Annotated in this window: 16 protein-coding genes; 9 read left to right on the plus strand and 7 right to left on the minus strand. The window is 38.2% G+C overall.

All coding sequences use genetic code 11. The features are described from left to right. Nucleotides 1-113: 113 nt before the first annotated feature. Entirely contained in the window at nt 114-1,949 is a 1,836-nt protein-coding gene (locus ACIZ62_RS16330; RefSeq protein WP_414150629.1) for an alkaline phosphatase, read from the minus strand. Nucleotides 1,950-2,343: 394 nt separating this feature from the next. Between ACIZ62_RS16330 and ACIZ62_RS16335 the strand changes: the two genes are divergently transcribed. After that, complete coding sequence (locus ACIZ62_RS16335) at nt 2,344-2,571, plus strand: CsbD family protein (protein ID WP_414150630.1); 228 nt, start codon at nt 2,344-2,346, stop codon at nt 2,569-2,571. Between the two features lie 78 nt (nt 2,572-2,649). Here the strand turns inward: ACIZ62_RS16335 and ACIZ62_RS16340 are convergent, their stop codons facing one another. The 5 genes from ACIZ62_RS16340 to ACIZ62_RS16360 form a co-directional block, all read right to left on the minus strand. Continuing rightward, the gene (locus ACIZ62_RS16340; protein WP_414150631.1) at nt 2,650-4,116 is read right to left on the minus strand and encodes an alpha-amylase; all 1,467 of its coding nucleotides are present in this window, start codon (nt 4,114-4,116) and stop codon (nt 2,650-2,652) included. 173 nt (nt 4,117-4,289) lie between these two features. Beyond that, nucleotides 4,290-5,699 (minus strand): glutamate decarboxylase, encoded by a 1,410-nt coding sequence (locus tag ACIZ62_RS16345; RefSeq protein ID WP_414150632.1) that lies wholly within the window; start codon nt 5,697-5,699, stop codon nt 4,290-4,292. 270 nt (nt 5,700-5,969) lie between these two features. After that, nucleotides 5,970-7,442, minus strand: coding sequence for an ice-binding family protein (locus ACIZ62_RS16350; protein ID WP_414150633.1), 1,473 nt, complete (start codon nt 7,440-7,442; stop codon nt 5,970-5,972). A 255-nt stretch (nt 7,443-7,697) separates the two neighbouring features. Further along, on the minus strand, nt 7,698-7,922 hold the full coding sequence (locus tag ACIZ62_RS16355; RefSeq protein WP_414150634.1) for a hypothetical protein: 225 nt from the start codon (nt 7,920-7,922) through the stop codon (nt 7,698-7,700). Next, on the minus strand, nt 7,888-8,061 hold the full coding sequence (locus ACIZ62_RS16360) for a hypothetical protein (RefSeq protein WP_204355415.1): 174 nt from the start codon (nt 8,059-8,061) through the stop codon (nt 7,888-7,890). The genes ACIZ62_RS16355 and ACIZ62_RS16360 overlap by 35 nt, the downstream gene beginning before the upstream one ends. Before the next feature lie 138 nt (nt 8,062-8,199). Here ACIZ62_RS16360 and ACIZ62_RS16365 point away from each other — a divergent pair, with 138 nt between their 5' ends. Together ACIZ62_RS16365 and ACIZ62_RS16370 are read left to right on the plus strand one after the other, a co-directional pair. Further along, complete coding sequence (locus ACIZ62_RS16365) at nt 8,200-8,484, plus strand: hypothetical protein (RefSeq protein ID WP_414150635.1); 285 nt, start codon at nt 8,200-8,202, stop codon at nt 8,482-8,484. A gap of 11 nt (nt 8,485-8,495) precedes the next feature. Beyond that, nucleotides 8,496-9,494 (plus strand): hypothetical protein, encoded by a 999-nt coding sequence (locus ACIZ62_RS16370; RefSeq protein ID WP_414150636.1) that lies wholly within the window; start codon nt 8,496-8,498, stop codon nt 9,492-9,494. A 334-nt stretch (nt 9,495-9,828) separates the two neighbouring features. On the opposite strand, the gene ACIZ62_RS16375 is transcribed toward ACIZ62_RS16370, so the two are convergent. Beyond that, nucleotides 9,829-11,115: an ATP-binding protein gene (locus ACIZ62_RS16375; protein WP_414150637.1), complete on the minus strand. Its 1,287-nt coding sequence runs from the start codon at nt 11,113-11,115 to the stop codon at nt 9,829-9,831. Nucleotides 11,116-11,300: 185 nt separating this feature from the next. On the opposite strand from ACIZ62_RS16375, the gene ACIZ62_RS16380 reads away from it, so the two are divergent. From ACIZ62_RS16380 to ACIZ62_RS16405, 6 genes are all read left to right on the plus strand, one after another. Further along, nucleotides 11,301-12,875: an IS3 family transposase gene (locus tag ACIZ62_RS16380; protein WP_414150638.1), complete on the plus strand. Its 1,575-nt coding sequence runs from the start codon at nt 11,301-11,303 to the stop codon at nt 12,873-12,875. Nucleotides 12,876-13,210: 335 nt separating this feature from the next. Further along, nucleotides 13,211-13,423: a hypothetical protein gene (locus ACIZ62_RS16385; protein WP_414150639.1), complete on the plus strand. Its 213-nt coding sequence runs from the start codon at nt 13,211-13,213 to the stop codon at nt 13,421-13,423. Between the two features lie 966 nt (nt 13,424-14,389). Continuing rightward, complete coding sequence (locus ACIZ62_RS16390; protein ID WP_414150640.1) at nt 14,390-14,791, plus strand: hypothetical protein; 402 nt, start codon at nt 14,390-14,392, stop codon at nt 14,789-14,791. Between the two features lie 195 nt (nt 14,792-14,986). After that, complete coding sequence (locus tag ACIZ62_RS16395; RefSeq protein WP_414150641.1) at nt 14,987-15,904, plus strand: hypothetical protein; 918 nt, start codon at nt 14,987-14,989, stop codon at nt 15,902-15,904. 571 nt (nt 15,905-16,475) lie between these two features. Further along, on the plus strand, nt 16,476-16,652 hold the full coding sequence (locus tag ACIZ62_RS16400) for a hypothetical protein (RefSeq protein ID WP_414150642.1): 177 nt from the start codon (nt 16,476-16,478) through the stop codon (nt 16,650-16,652). Between the two features lie 55 nt (nt 16,653-16,707). Next, nucleotides 16,708-16,857 carry a JAB domain-containing protein gene (locus tag ACIZ62_RS16405; RefSeq protein ID WP_414151869.1) on the plus strand — a complete coding sequence of 50 codons (150 nt, stop codon included), beginning with the start codon at nt 16,708-16,710 and terminating at the stop codon, nt 16,855-16,857. The last annotated feature ends 294 nt before the right edge of the window (nt 16,858-17,151 follow it).

The raw sequence follows: 17,151 nt of genomic DNA on the forward strand, positions 1-17,151 counted from the left end.
ACTAAACGCACAAAAAAACAGAGACCCCGATTTAAACGAACCGAAGTCTCTGTCAGATATTTAAATTAGATAGACTGGTTTAATTTTTTCGACAAAACCTTTTGGCTTCTGTTCTAATTAATCAAGTTCCGAATCGCCAGGGCTATTTCGGTGTTATCCAGGTAAGCACCCTTTACAGGATCTGACCCATTAGCATAGCTCTTAAGCAACTCTGCTCCTGACCCTTTAGCAAAGAAAGGAACCAGTTGGTTGGTATGATTGCCGCTGTTCCAGGCTAAGGTGGGCATTACACCTTTGCCATTATTTACAACCGCATCATAGACACCGGCAGTACCGGTAAGATATCCGGTTTCATGATCGCCCGTAACGATCACCAGGGTTTCCGACCAGTTGCTGTTGGTTTCAACCCAGTTACAAACAGCTTCTACCGAGTTGTTAAAATCAATTTCTTCCTCAATCAATCGTCCACCAGAATTACCATGACCGGCCCAGTCAATGGCACCACCTTCAACCATCAGGAAGAAGCCTTCTTCATTGTTGTCCAAAACATTTAGCGCGCCCTTTGTCATCACGTCCAGGGTTGGCACATTGTCATTGACAGCTACGGCAAATGGTTCCGCTGTTAAATCACCTGAGCGGTTATACTGTAAGGTCTCGTACACTTCTGGTACGCCAATGACTCGCTCTGGTGTATTTCCTGTCTGGAGACTTTCAAACGCTTCTTTTGTCTGAACGAGGTTCCAGTTTTCGACTACACCATCGCCATCCGCATCATTCCCCAGATTTCCAGCGACCAGGTTATCCCAGGTATCTTTTCCGCCGACATAACGATAGTTTTTGTCCTCAACCGTTGTTTGGCGTTCGCCATTATTGTCATACAGCGGATGTCCAGCTCCCATAATGACATCGGTTTTGCTGTCATTAATCATTTCATTGGCAATTTCACTATAATTTTGTCGGCTGGCGTTATGAGCGACAAACCCAGCCGGGGTTGCGTGACTGAATTCAACGGAACTGATTACCCCGGTTGACCGATTCAGAGCCTTAAAATCTTCGCTGAGATTAACCAGATTCTGCTCGTTTTCATCCACACCAATGGCCGCATTATAAGTTTTAGTTCCAGACGCCATCGCCGTAGCGGCTGCCGCTGAATCGGTAGGAAGATTTTTCAACAAATCAAAGCTGTCCCAAATGGTTGCCGGATCATAAACACTAGCTAAATCATCATCCATGCCCAATTCGTTGTGCGAATAAGTACTCATATTGACACTGGTCGGAAATTGTTCATAAACCTGAGCTACCGCTTTTCCCTCGGTATAATAATTCGTCGCCAGAATCTCATTGGATCCACAACCATCGGAGATCATTAAGATCACATTTTTAATTGATCCGGTATTAACTGGGGCGGGTGAGCCTTTCGGTAAGACGACAACCTTGATCCCTTCGAGACGATAGGATTTTCCTTCTGTTCCTGACAATTCACCGTTTTTCACCCAGTTCATCCAGCCGGTATTTTCAACATGAACCTGATAATAAACATCATAGTTTTGTGCTTCTGTTCCGGTAAGTTTAATTCGGATGGCTTCCAGTCTCAATGACTGACCTTCGGTTCCGCTGATATTTCCGTCGGTTACCCAATCCTGCCAGCCTTCATTTTGAACATGAGTTTGATACGTAACCCCCAAATTCTTGATGTCGCTGATATTAACTTTTATCCCTTCTAATCGTAACGATTTTCCAGTAGTGCCGCTAAGTGATTCTTTTGACTTCCAATCCTGCCAACCAACATTTTGAATCTGGGTCTGATAACTGCAATTTCCTTCAAATACCAGAGGTACCCCACTCGCATTGGTCGTTACTTCCTCGGCCAACACCCCGGTGGTCATCTGCATCCCCAACATTGCAGCCATTGATAAAACTGCAATACCCCGCTTCATTTTTTTGTTCATAACTCTCCTTTTCACCATCGTTTTTTCGGCATTTGCGACGTGCCCGACCCCTTGCCCTCAATGGGTCTTACGCAATCTATACTATCTTCACTCTATGGTATAGTATATCTCACTAATTATCCGCGTAATTGTTGATTCTGTTAAAAGAGCGTTAATGTTCCGTTAATCAATCCGGGCATTCCGATTTATTTTAAGACGACGTCTTATTATAATCTATATTTTCTCAATCATTGTTAATCTATTGTTGTTTAGAACGCGTTATCCAGGGTATATTTATTAAAAAGGGATGCTGTTTTCTGATCTGGAATCCGTTTTATACATGGTAATTGCAAAAACAATTCATGATAACGCAATGAGGTTTAAAACAAAATAAATCAAAGAGGAGGCTTTAATTATGTCAAATCCAAAAGTTAAAATCGAGTCTACCAAAGATAAACTGGTGGGCGGAGTCAAGGAAAAAGTCGGAAAAGTTACCGGCAACGAAAAGCTGGAACTAAAGGGTAAAATTCAGGCTAAGAAGGGTGAATTGGAAGAAAAAGCAATACACATGGTTGATAAGGCCGAAGAATTTACCGAAGATGTCGCCGAAAACATCAATGATGCCATCGATAAAGACAAATAAGATCAACACCAATTAAAAAAAACAGTGCCGTAATCCAGCAAATCGCTTGTTTGCGGCACTGTTTTTGTTAACTCCTGCTTATGGCTTTATCACCAATTCTGTCCAGACCGAAATGGATCCTGGTGCACATAAGAATCTGCCTATTCCATCCTCATTAATTGTCACGGTGTCTTCACGATTACCTAAGTAATCGACATAATCTTTTCTGGCATGTTGTTTGCCAATGTACATATCTTTATACCCTTGTTCACTGTTTGTCAGCAAAACTGCCATACCACCAGGATGCTCTGTATCACCTTCCCGGGTCCAGCCGATACAGTTAGAATGATCCAAATAATCGTTTTGTTTGCCATAAGCAGAATCAATCCGTAACGATAACAATTTGTCGATTAGATCCTGTTTGCCCTGAATCGGATTTTCTCCGGCAATCCCATAGTAGTCGCCATAAAAAATGCATGGCAACCCACTTTCGCGCAATAATATCATGCCATAAGCCAGTGGCTTAAACCAGTCATTAACCCATGATTCCAGGGCTTGTGATGGCTGTGAATCATGATTATCAACGAATGTTACCGCGATTGTGGGGTTTTTCTCCATCAATGTATTGTGAAATATTTTACTCATGTCAAAACTATCTCCGGATTGACTTGCCTTCGAAAAATTCATATGCAAAGAAACATCAAACAAATCCACATTGCATCCGGTATTCTCAATGTAATCTTCCAATGTTGCGTAGTTCTGTTTCCAATATTCACCTACTGTATAAAAGCCATCACCTTTTTTTACACGGATGTTTTTGATAAACTCATCAATAAATTCGCCTTCAATATGTTTAACCGCATCCAACCGAAAACCATCAACGCCGGTTTCGCCTATATACCATTGACTCCAACGCTTTATCTCATCTTTTACATCGGGATGATCATAATCCAGATCGGCATTCATCAGGTAATCATAATTCCCATATTCAGTGTCAACCTCGGTATTTTCCGCCCAACCTTTAGCGATTCCCTTAATCATATAGATCGCTTTTTTACCATTTTCCTGATTAAAATCGACGCCTGAAAAATGGCTCCAATTCCATTGGAATTCAGAATATTTGCCCTGTCTCCCGGGAAATGTAAATTTGGTCCAGCCTTCTATCTCATAGTCATCCGAAACTTTACTTTGTCGATTATTGGGGTCGACTTCGTAGGCCGGAAACCGTTCAGATTCATCGGCTCCCGCCTTATGATTTAAGACAATATCGGCAATTGCTAAAATGCCCTGATCATGCAACGCCTTAATCGCGGCCAGATATTCTTCCTTGGTTCCGTATTTTGTCCGCACTGCCCCTTTTTGATCAAATTCTCCCAAATCGTACAGGTCATAAATACCATAACCCGAGTCATTGGTTCCCGTTGCTTTTGTTGCCGGGGGCATCCACACCAAACTAATACCAATTTCTTTTAAATGTTTTGCATCCTCTTCCAGTCTTTGCCAAAGGTTACCATCATCTGGTAGATACCATTCAAAATACTGTATCATTGTTCCGTTTTTGCCCATTTTAAAACCCTCTCATTCTTATTAAATGTATATCGAATTAATATCCATCTATAAGAATTCTTGCCTTTTATTTTTGCTACTGTTATTTATTACCCAAAACAACAGCGAATAATAACTTGCGAAAACTTTAAAGGCTAAAAGATCCTAAATCAATCGATGGGGCGTTTAATTTCTTAATGCGTGAATCCCGATGGTCCTTTATTTTGCGTCGCTTTGCCATGAATTAAAATATGCGCCGAATCAAGTTCCTTAATGGCATGCTTGAAGTCGTTGATGAATTGAATCGCACTTTGCATATTCAGATCCTGACGAACAACCACCCGCTGAATGATGACATCCGCTAAATTATCCGGCAATGGGTAAGCCGGAACCTGCCAGCCATTCATTCTGACCCGATCCGCTAAATCATACAGACTCCATTCTTTGTTTGCCTTTAACTTCCAGCAAACAATCGGTATGTTTTTGCCATCATTGTAAATTTCAAAGAGTCCCGTATCTTCAATTTCTTTACCAATATAGACTGCCACATCCTGGGTTCTTCGATGAATACTGATATATCCCTGACGCCCACAACGAAGAAAATTAAAATATTGTCCGATGATTTGACTGGCAGAACGCGAAAAATTAATGGCCATCGTCGGCATGCTTCCGCCGAGATAGCTGACATTAAAAATCAGTTCCGAAGGTAAATACTTTTTATCCTTCCAGATAATCCAACCGACACCAGGATAAACCAAACCATATTTGTGCCCAGAGGTATTAATGGAAACGACATTTTTCAGCCTAAAATCCCATTTCAAATGGGGATGAATAAACGGTGCAAACATACCACCAGACGCTCCGTCAACATGGATATATACCGGCAGATCGTGACTTTTGTTATATTCTTCAAGGAGGCGATCAAGACCTTCCACATCATCGTATTTGCCAGTATAAGTGATCCCCATGATAGCAACAACACCGATGGTATAATCATCGACACAATCTAATACCAGGTCTAAGTTAAGACTCATGTGGTTTTCATCCAAGGGTACCAAACGCATTTCGATATCCCAATACACACAGAATTTTTCCCAGCAGACCTGATAGCCGGAAGAGATAACAAGATTAGGCTTCTTTGTATAAATATCCAGCCCCTTTTCCTGTGCTCGTTTTCGCCAGGCGAACTTCATCGCCATACCACCAAGCATACAAGCCTCGGAAGAGCCAACCGTTGAGGTGCCTATGAAATCATCCGCATCGGAAGCATTCCATAAATCTGCAATGATGTTAACACAACGGTTTTCCAAATCAGCCGTTTGTGGGTATTCCGATTTATCGATGGCATTTTTCTCCAACGTCTCCGACATAATTTTCACCGCCTCCGGCTCCATGTACGATTGGCAAAATGTAGCTAAATTCTGTCGTGCATTCCCTTCATCAATTAAGTCATCTTTAATCAATTGATACGCGATTTCCGGGTCTAAGGGATTTTCCGGTAAAGAAAATTGCGGAATCGGTTCATCACAGGCTTCGGCACCAAGAACCGGGGTGACATAAACATTTTTTAGTTGATCCTCTTTGGATTTTTTTGAAACTAACATTTTTCCCTCCTCGAGAAATATTTCTGTTCCTATTTTTTATTTTCATTTCAAAGTCGTTCACTTTTAGTATTAATTGTAGCAGATATCTGGAATAATAAGAAGCGATTCTTCTAATACAAACACTCACAGAAAAGTAGTCAGGTATCGATCCAAAAAAAACTCCCTTCGCTTCCAACAGTTTTTAGCTGTCGGCGACGAAGGGAGTTTTATTACATTTACTAATTATTTAACGCATTGCTTTTTGTCTAAATCAGTGAATTTAGATCTGATTTAGAAAGGAGCCACAACGGTGCTCTGAATTAAAGTAACTGCTGTCTGGGTTAGTAAGCGACCATTGATCGATGCTTGAGATCCCAGACCGATGTTTGTGTTGCCAAGTACAATTCCTTCAAAATGGGCGCCCGTTCCAATTGAAACGGTTTCTGCAGCTTGCCAGAATATATTTTTGGCTTGTACGCCACCAGCTAGAATAACCTTTGTATCACTGGCTTGAGTGATTCCTTTTGCGATTTGGAAGATGAAGATATCATCAGGACCGCCATTAAGGGTAACATCCGAATTGATTAAAACCTCATTATCCCAGCTGTAAACGCCAGGGGTTAGAGTTTGACCACTTAAATCTCCAGTAAACTCATTTGTATAATCGACAGCTCTTCCAGCCGCATCAACATATGCTGTTTCCATATCACTTACCGCCGTGGTAAGGTTAACATCTGTTGGCGCTGCGTAGTCTGACGCATAAACTTTACCTGTAACTTGAGGTGAAGTCGCAAACACATTCGTCGCATCAGCTGTCAGCGAGAATCCTGTAATGGCTGACGCAGCTATTGGGCTAACACCGATATCGCCGGTAATTGCCGAATCTGGCACGGTTGAAATGCCTGTTTTTGCCAGGATCGCATAATTAGCCGATGTCCCAAGGTTGACCGGTTCAGTAACGGTTGGGTTTGGTGCCGAAACGGTTACGACACAACTGTCTGTCATATTGCCATCAACAGTTGTTACCATAATCGTAGCAATTCCAGCACTGACACCGGTAACGATGCCGTTTTCATCGACGGTAGCGATAGCCGTATTGTCGGATGACCAGGTGACGGTTTTATTGGTGGTATCCACTGGTAAGACAGTTGCTGTAAGTGCTTGTGTCTCATCAACTAAAAGACTGGCCGTTTCTTTATCCAGGCTTACAGATACCGGATGAACAACCTCATCTGTTTTTATGATTCTAATTTCTAATGCTTCTAATCTTAAGCCCTGTTCGCTGGTGCCTGCTAATGCTCCATCAGAGACCCAACCCTGGGCCCAACCCTGATTTTCAATATGGACACGGTACTCAACTGAGTATCCGGGCATGTTGAGCAGATTCATGGTGACTGCTTCCAAACGCAAACCCTGACCTTCAGTACCTGCCAGTTCGCCATTTTTTCGAACGGCCTGGTCACCCTCATTTTGCACATGGACATTATATTCGATCCCGGCCTCGGCAGGAGCATTAACCAACTCAATTTTTAAAGCCTCCATCCGAAGTCCCTGACCTTCTGTCCCTGACAGTTCTCCATCAGAGACCCAGCCTTGAGCCCAACCTTGATTTTGTACATGAGTTTGATATGTTACACCAACCTCACTCGCAGCCTCGGTGGTAAGCTGATCTTCTTGTGCGAAAACGTTTCCAGTTAGAAAGAAACTAGTAAATAAAAGGAACGATGCTAATAATAATGCTTTCGTTTTTTTGAAATTTTTCATTTTGTACTCCTTAGTTTTTTATATTTTTGTCTTTTGAAACTCGAAAAGACAGTAAAGATACCATTTTTTTGATAGAAAACTATCTTAACTTCTTCGAATACTGTTTATTTTTCTCCTTTCCATACCATATATCATATCATGCAAATTAACGGAATTTCATCTTTATTGAAAATAATCCATAAACACCATTAACATTAAAGAAACCTCGACCTAAACAAACTAATGCCTACCAAGCGGCTCACTTTGTTTCTTTCTTTACACAGCATTTACTAAAAGTGAAATCTTTGGTAAAAAAGCAAGCTGGTTTCTCTCGATCCCAGCTTGCTTTTTACCTGTTAATCCTGTTCCAATGCACCAGTATATCATGAACAGCGTTCCCGCTCCATCGGTCAAAGCAGATACAACAATGAGTACTAAAAGTGCCACACAATCAATTTTGCAATATTTAAAAACATATCCGACAGCCCATGATAACAACATCGGAAATGTCCCCCTTTTCTACCCCGTTATCAATAATCGATGCCATTAATAATGGAATAATGACTTCCATTATAACTTCAAGAATGACATAAACAGAAGCAAGTATTGAGTCTTTTTTTAATTTATTATCTTTTTTCACAATTTGCCTCTATCATTGTTCGTTATCTATCGTTTCATTCCAGGTGACACTTTGAGTATTTCTCTGGAACAATAAATTAATTCGTGTTAAAATAACCGTAATGAATCATTTTTAAGAACATATTTGTCCGATATTAAGTTGAATTCACGGATATACGAACAGTATTTTTTGCTTAAAGAGCTTGAGCTCAGAAGTGACGACAAAAACACCATGGCTGTCGTATTCGACTTATTTTCACAGGAAAATTTGACTGATAATAATGAAAAACTGCCGGAGTGGAGCGCCATCGATTTGTTTATCGATAACGTTACTGAATTGGAACTGGATTTGATTATCACTATTCGGATGGATGCGATGCGCTATGAACTTTACAGCGATAATTTTAAAATGTTTATTGAAAAATCCATTCAATCATTTGTTTGAAGGAGAGTGTGATGAAAAAGCATACAGTTATAATATTTTTTAGTGTTACAATCATTATTTTTTCTATTGTTTTCTATTATTTTTCTATCATCAAGCAGGATAATAATACAATTAACCAAGTAAGTCAAATAAATGATCCGATATCAGCTAACGAAAAAGAAAAATTATTTAAGAATCCTTATATCCCAAATGGCTTTAAATCTGTCGATATTGGAGAAAGTAACTGGTCTAAAGACGATCAAGGCTATGTAAATTGGAATAAAGGATTAGTTATTGAAGATATCTTAAATGGAAATCAATTTGTATGGGTACCTGTTAATCAAAATGAAGTTACCTATAATAATTTAGAAAACTGGGGGAAAACAAAAATTGATCTTACGGATAAAGATCGGAATCAAATTGATGAAAATGGAGGATTCTATATCGCACGTTATGAGTGTGGTGTTCCTGAAGAAAAAAATGATCAATTAGAAAATATAAATAAATCTACAAACGATGTATCAGGTATTCCGGTTTCTCAACAAGGTCGTCGGCCATGGAATTATATTTCATTTGATAATGCCCAGAAAAATGCAATGCTAATGTATGATCATGAAGATACACATAGTGAAATTGTTTCCGAAGCTTTCTGGAATATTACGATGCAATGGCTTAGAAATTCAGGATATGACGTTGATAAAGACAGTAATGGTTTTGGAAATTATTCAAATTCATATTTTTCTTTTTCAGGTTTATATTCGTCAGATTACGGAAAAACCTATAGTTTTAAAGAAGCGGGTGAAAAAGAGGATAAGAATTTGATTTTAGCTACGGGAATTGCGAGTAGACATGTGACAAATAATATTTACGATCTTGCTGGGAATCTAAACGAATTTGTAAATGGTAAAAGCCCTAAAGGTTATGGTGGAAATTATGATAATATTTCAAAATATCCAGCAAATGCGGGTTCGGGCATAACTGGAGCAAATGATAAGCAAGGATTTAGAGTGACGCTTTTCTATAATGAATAGTTATCAATTTAAAATACCGTTTTGCATTTTAAAAGCTTATAATAAGATTAAGGGGGTATTAAAAAGCTGACTTCTGTACAATACAGAAATCAGCTTCTAGCCGCCTAGGCTTTTAAAATGCCCTTGATACAGGGTCTATTTCATTCGTAACAGGTTCTATCTAACATCCATTGATACGTAGTTCGTGGTGGCGTAGAAGGTGCGTATCTATCAGTATCCCCTCCCATAAATTTTGTTATTATAATTTACTCTACGACAATGTTCTTTCTATTTTTACAAAATTATTTGCTTTATGCAAATAATTTCTTTAAATGTCTTACGTTGCACTCTAAGCCTATAAACAAAATACCGCATATAATGGAATCGACAAGATATCATTTTCAAATCCAAAATTTTTGCCTGAGATACGAATCGAATAATCCGGATGATAGTGTTTGAGATAAACTGATAAACTTCTTGATTTGACATTTTCTCTTGCTTTAACCTCAATCGGCAAAACATCACTTTGTTTCTCAATCACAAAATCAACTTCGGATGTTCCCGAAGTCCAGTAATATAAAGGATAACCCTTTTGTATTAAAGCAGTGGCAACATAGTTTTCAGTCAGTGCGCCGATAAAGACATGATCATTACCTTTAATAATGTCATATTCATTGACGCCAGCCCGGTGCGACAACAGTCCAACATCACCCATATAGAGTTTAAATGAAGCCATATCTTTAAAAATAGCCAATGGATGTTGACCTTGTTCGACCCGCTCGCATTTTAAGACGATTCCCGCTGCCAAAAGCCAATCAATTGATGCCCCAAATAATGATGCCCGGCCCCCCCTGACCACAACTTTATATTGAAACTTTTTATTATCTTTGGCCAACTGCGCCGGCAAACTATCAAAACAGGCCATGATTTTCGTTGTGTCGCTATATGTTGCATACTTGGCCATATCCGCAACGTAGGCATTGATGATCGCTCCCTGGATTTCTGCTACCTCAAGCAAGCTGTTGTTTTTCGAATATTCTTTTACTGCTTCAGGCATGCCACCGACAATTAAATATTCACGATAAAGGCCCATTGCCTTTTTGTGCAAAGCCGGATCCAGCGGCTCACGTTTTTCATAATACACCCTTATTTCATCTGCCAGCATTTCCTGATTCTTCGCCCACAGGAATTCTTCAAAATCCATCGGATACATATGAATTTGATTAACTTTCCCCGCCGGGAAACTGAAATCTTCACGTTTTATTGCCACACCAAGTAAACTGCCCGCACCGATGACGTAATATTCTGGGGCATCTTCACAAAAATATTTCAAGCTTGTCAAAGCACGCTCACAGGCCTGAATTTCGTCAAAGACAATTAAGGTTGTCTCCTTATTAATTTTCTCACCAAAATAAACCTCAAAGCGATGAATTAAAAAGTCCGGAGAAATATTTCCCTGGAAATCTTCGGCTAATTCCCTGTTCAATTCAAAATTGATATAAATCGTGTTCTGAAAATGTTTTTCGCCAAAATATTTGATACTAGTGGTTTTCCCAATTTGACGAGCGCCATAGATTAGTGCCGGCTTACGAGAATTTTTATTTTTCCAGGATATTAAAACTTCTTCAAATTTCCGCTTCATTATCATTCTCCATTGTGTTTTTTCTTTTAATTTACCATGATTGGCACAGATAAGTCAAATAAAATGTGTTAACTATACATTTTATTTGACTTATCTGTGTTTCAGTTTGTTTTTTGCAAGTACTTTTTGCAGAAAGGGGGGTGCGGACAAAAACCTGGACTTAGTATAATACCAGGAGGTACCACATGTTTTCCTATCAGGAAAAAATTAAAGCTGTCAAATTGCTTATTCAATACGATATGAGTTACGCTACCGTAATCCGTGAGTTGGGCTATCCTTCCAAAAAAGCTCTTTGGAATTGGTACAATGAGTATTCTCAGAATGGAGATCTTCATCAGAATTTTATCAAGCAATCGAAATTTACTGATGAAGAGAAACAAAAGGCCGTTGACTATTATCGTGAGCATGGCAAATGTGTTTCACGGACAGTGAAAAAGCTTGGTTATCCTAGTCGCCCAATGCTGGATAAATGGATAACAGAACTTGCTCCAGACCAAAAAAGGTATTGCCGTTCCGGTGGTGCTGTTGTAAAATATACGCGTGATCAAAAAGAACAGGCTGTCATTTCCCTATGTTCCCGTAGCAAACCTGCTAAAGAAGTTGCTGCTGAGTATGGAACAACAAGAGAAAATCTCTATAACTGGAAACGACTGTTTTTGAAAGAAGGATGCGTTCAGTCAATGAAAAAGCCCATAAAGAAAATCATTCAATCCCAAAATGTTCAATCTCATGAAACTGAGGTGTCAGAGCTTCATGAAAAAAAAGATGAGCTTTCGTCACAGGTTGCGGAACTTCAGAAGGAAGTTCATCGCCTGAAGATTGAGCGCGATATTTATGAAAAAGCTGCTGAACTCATAAAAAAAGACAAGGGCATTAATCTTCAAACGCTTACGAACCGTGAGAAGGCCACAATTATTAATGCCCTGCGAGAATCCCATCAATTAAATATGCTTCTCAACATAATGGTTATGGCTAAAAGTAGCTACTGTTACCAGGTACTCGCTATCAATACCGATAAATATGCTGATTTAAGAACAAAGGTGAAAGGCACCTTCGAAGAATCATCCAGTAGGTATGGTTCCCGCAGAATTCATTCGGTTATAAAATCAGCCGGAGCTACCATATCAGAGAAGGTTATTCGCCGAATAATGAAAGAGGAAGACCTTATTGTTCCGAATATCAAACGCAAGAAATACAGCTCGTATAAAGGCGAAATCACCCCTGCGGTTGAAAATGTCATTAACCGCGATTTCAAGGCTGATAAGCCCAACAATAAATGGCTGACAGATATAACCGAATTTCATATCCCCGCCGGAAAAATATACTTATCTCCAATCATTGATTGCTTTGATGGTCTTCCGGTAAGCTGGACCATCGGTACATCACCAAATGCAGAACTTGTAAATATAATGCTTGATGAAGCTATTTCCCAGCTTAGAGAAGACGAAAAACCCATCGTTCATTCTGATCGTGGTTGTCACTATCGTTGGCCAGGCTGGCTTGAACGTATTGAAAAAGCTGAGCTTACAAGGTCAATGTCAAAGAAAGGCTGCTCGCCAGATAATTCAGCATGTGAAGGATTTTTTGGCAGACTAAAAAACGAGATGTTTTATGGCTGCTCATGGACTGGTGTAACGATAGACCAATTCATTGATCAGCTTGATGCATACATTCAGTGGTACGGTGAAAAGCGGATTAAGCTATCACTCGGGGGAATGAGCCCATTAAACTATAGAAAAAGTCTGGGGTTGGTCGCTTAGTCGGTCCAACAAAACGTCCGCACCCCCCTTTCTACATTTTTATTTTACAATAAACATTTCAGTTTAATAATTTGAAATAGCTCAGGTACTGCTGGTTTGAGTTATCGCTTGGAAGGCATTCGAATACTAAAGGATATCCTGCGCCTTGACTGACAGATCGACCATTTGTTGTAAATAACCCATACATTGATTCAAGTCAGATTAACCAAGTATTCACTTTATTAAAATGAATCAAAGGAACCTGGAAACATACTACGCCCTATGGATCTTTTAGCATTGTTAGTGAGATTACCATTTCGGATTCTGGAAATACTACGGGAAAAATTTCATCTTTAATGTATAGCACAAAAGGCGGTGGCGTTGATGGATATTCCGCTGATATTTTAACGAATAATATATCAAATGATGGTAACACCGGCTGGTTCACCTTGAAAAATATTAATTCCGGCGGAGGTTCTCCGCCAAAAGAAGAACTCAATATTCGACGTGATCCAGCAAATAACAAAATCATTTATATTAATGATCTCAGCTATACATTCGTTAAATAACAACCCTAACATAATTTCTATTCTAATTTTTAATATCAAAACTCAGGAGGTTTATTATGCAAGTTATTTTGTACATCCTATTCTTATTTTGAGCATTGTTTCTGCGTTCTTCATTTTTGGTAAAATGAAAATGATATTCTGGGGTTCTAATACTCTTGATCTGGGCTTTGGTATTATCGGGTCCTGGTTCTTTATTTTCTTTATTTGTGTTGTTATCTGGTCCACCATTTTGTGTACTTAGGTATTCCAATTCTAATCATTGGAGCAATTCTTTTAGTCGTTTACTTTTTCTTTGATAAAAAAATGAAACCACTGTCAGTGAAGAAGGAGCTGAACACTCAACTTTTGAAACCATCAATGAACAAACAACTTCTGAGAATATGAATGAATAATAATTTCAGCATATTTTAAAACGGAGTCCGAATATATACATACACTCTGAAATTACTAAATAACATTAGTTTTATCAGAAAATAATACATGGCATCCATCGATAAAACAAGCCGTAATCACAATCAACTAGGGATTACGGCTATATAAAATCTTAAAAAGAGACCATATCTTTGCATAAAAAGGACTCTCATAAATTCTTCTATGATTATAAATCCTAAAAAGTATAAAAACAAAGACAGCAACAATTTCAAACATACCGCACACATCATAAGCAAAACACAACAAGAATCAACGTACAAATCACCGTCTCAATCCAACTTGTTCCTCAAATATAATTGTACGATATTATAACACAATTAACATTTCTTCTTAACACCATTGATCTTCCAATAAATTTGAACCGATTTAGCATTCTTCATTTTCATCTCAAAAACATAAAAACGTCGATAACCATTATTAAAAACAAATCACACGCATATTTCCAATATAAAAAAATGCAAATGGCGCATAATCGCAAACATATTTACTAGACATTTTTTGCGAGATATGTTATATTAAGATAGAGGTGATAAAATGAACTTAGAAGGATTTAAGCCAGTTGTTTTAATCGCTGGAGCTCCATACATTTCTGTTACGCAAAACGGAATATCTTTTAATAAATCATGCTTAGCAAAAATGGACTTCCCAAGCGATATAATATTCATGATTAACGAAGAGAAGAAAATGATCGCAATTCAAAAATGTAATCCAGAAGACGAAAATGCCACCGCATTCTTTAGAAAATCATCAAAAAAGAACGCATACGTCAGATGGAACAACCAAGATTTACTGTCAACCATTTTAAATCTTATGGCATGGAACTTAGATGAAAAAACGTACAAAATTGATGGCCAATACATACCAGAAGAAAACGCCATGATATTTGATTTAAATAAAGCGTCTGAATCAGATGTCAAATCTAAAAAATCGATATAAACAAAAACAGTATCTCCAATTTTGCAGAATTGAAGATACTGTTTGGGGGCTAAACATAAAGCAATATTTAATAAATATCTTTTTATGATAACCTATAACATACGTAAATAGTTTATCATTTTTTTTCAAAGAAGACAATGAAAAATTGCTACGTTTACCTCCTGTTTATAAATAAATTTAGGAGGTATACATATATTGTATACAAAAAATGCATCCCAACATCTGGGATTGGATGTTCATTCTCATGAACAACTTGATTTCGTTGACGTCTTTATTGACGAAGATTCAAAGCTTTTTATTGATCCGCTCTTAATAAAATGCTTCACTGATTTTGATATATACGCACATCGCGTCAATGATCGATTAAATTCCTTTTTCAACTATTTTTTTTCCGTCTATAGCAATCCTGCTAATAGATCCGAAAAAAACACTTTGCTTAAACATGCCCAAGAAATCAATGAAACTAAATTAGGGTATGGAAATGGTCTTAATGGTAAAGGTAGCACTTGCCAAGGTTTAGTAAAGTTGTTTTCTCCACTTGAAGATTTATTTGATAACCAAATCAACATTTCTTCTCCGATTGATGTTCCACTTGTATTGCACGGCTTCGCTGAAGATCGGTTCTCTGATATGATTACCAACATTATTTCAGATATTCTTATTGATTTTACATATGATCAGTGTCAAAAATATAAAATCGATACAGTTCAAGCTATAGAACCTCGTTATTTCTGGGATGATACTCAAAACCAATGGAAACCTGTATTTGGAGATCGACTTTACATCAACGATACTCCAATTTTGTTAGTTCCTAAGTGGTTCGTACGACCGAAATATTTTTACAATACTCGCGATTTTTTCATCCAAAAAATAGTCAAATATTTACAAAATAAAACGGAAATTGCTCATGGGTACCGACCAAGCATCACAGAACTTAATGAACAGCTTTTAACCGAATATGGGTGCATTCACGCAGTTATTTTTGACTTCTTAAAGAACTACCCTGGCCTTCTAGAGTCTTATCAAGATGATCTTGGCTTGAAGTACGATTTTACCGATTTTCATTTAAATGATGTCACTTTAGATGACCTTCTTTATAGATCCGAACAATAATAAAATTTTTCTATTGAATTAAAAACCATCTCAGTTTTTTTATCCCTCGAAAGTTAAACTTTATTCGGAGTAGATTATTCTACTCCGTTTTTAAATACCAATCTTTAATATCTACATGAACACTTTCAAATACCTTTCGTCAACCCATCTAGTCTTTAGAAATCAAGAAATTGCACTTTTCGTCAACTCTTGACGCAGTGTCTTTTACTAATATCATTGGTAATTAGGAATTAAGGCGGTCTTAACTAACGGAAAACGATTTTCAGTTTTGAAAATTGTAATTTCGAGACACAAAATAGTTTATCCGCTCTTTAGTTAGGATGACAAAACACCCATAAGGATGAGCATATAAAATGTCTATACTCATAAAGATAACGCGTTATATATTCCAAAATCATGCTCAATAAACAAAGATGGCGGATTTACTTGGACTAATCCTGTATAATCCGTTTTCATCTCAGTTATCAAAAATTAAGCCTTAATCTCAAACGTCTGCGAGATTATGGCTTTTCATCATTCAAATTGAAAAGTCTATTTTTTTGACAAAAGAACCATCCGCCAAGCGGATCTCGTGTCCCTGAAAATGGTTAAAAAGGGCAGTATCCTGTATGACGTCCGAAAACTGTCATCACCTTCGGAAGCTGCCGGACTGGGTCGAAAGTTCTTAGATGAGGCAGATCGGGAGCAGGTTATTTTTTGCTGTCTGGTCAACCCGTATCCGTTAATATTGTCAACATGGGAACGGTGAACAGCTCCCTGGTTCATCCCACAAAACGGCCATTCTTTCCAATGCTGCCAGTATTATTCTTTTCCACAACCATCCATCGGTTGATCTGGAACCTTCTCAGGAAGATATCAATATCACTGTTAGGATTAAAGAAGCTGGAAAAATCCTTGGTATTGAGCTTTTGGATCACATCATTATTGACTCAGAAGAATCATTTTCAGCTTAAAAGAAAAGGGTCTTTTGCTGGATTGATCTCTACCTTCATTGCAAAAAGAGTGATTGCATCCTGGCTCAATATTTCTGCTTCAGCTAGTATAGGGTATATTTCCATTACCATGCTCGTTGTTGGGTTCATGCAGTATCAAAACATTCCCTTGAATAAGAATGGGCTTTGGGAGTATGTAAATAAAAAGTCGGTGAGAAAATAGAACAACAGTGATTCCTCAAAGACTCTACAGTCTTTGGGGATCTTATTTTTTCTTCATTGCTAAGCAATTTAGCTATTGATCAATAATAAATC

It is taken from the genome of Acetobacterium carbinolicum (assembly GCF_047456275.1).
GTDB lineage: Bacteria > Bacillota > Clostridia > Eubacteriales > Eubacteriaceae > Acetobacterium > Acetobacterium carbinolicum.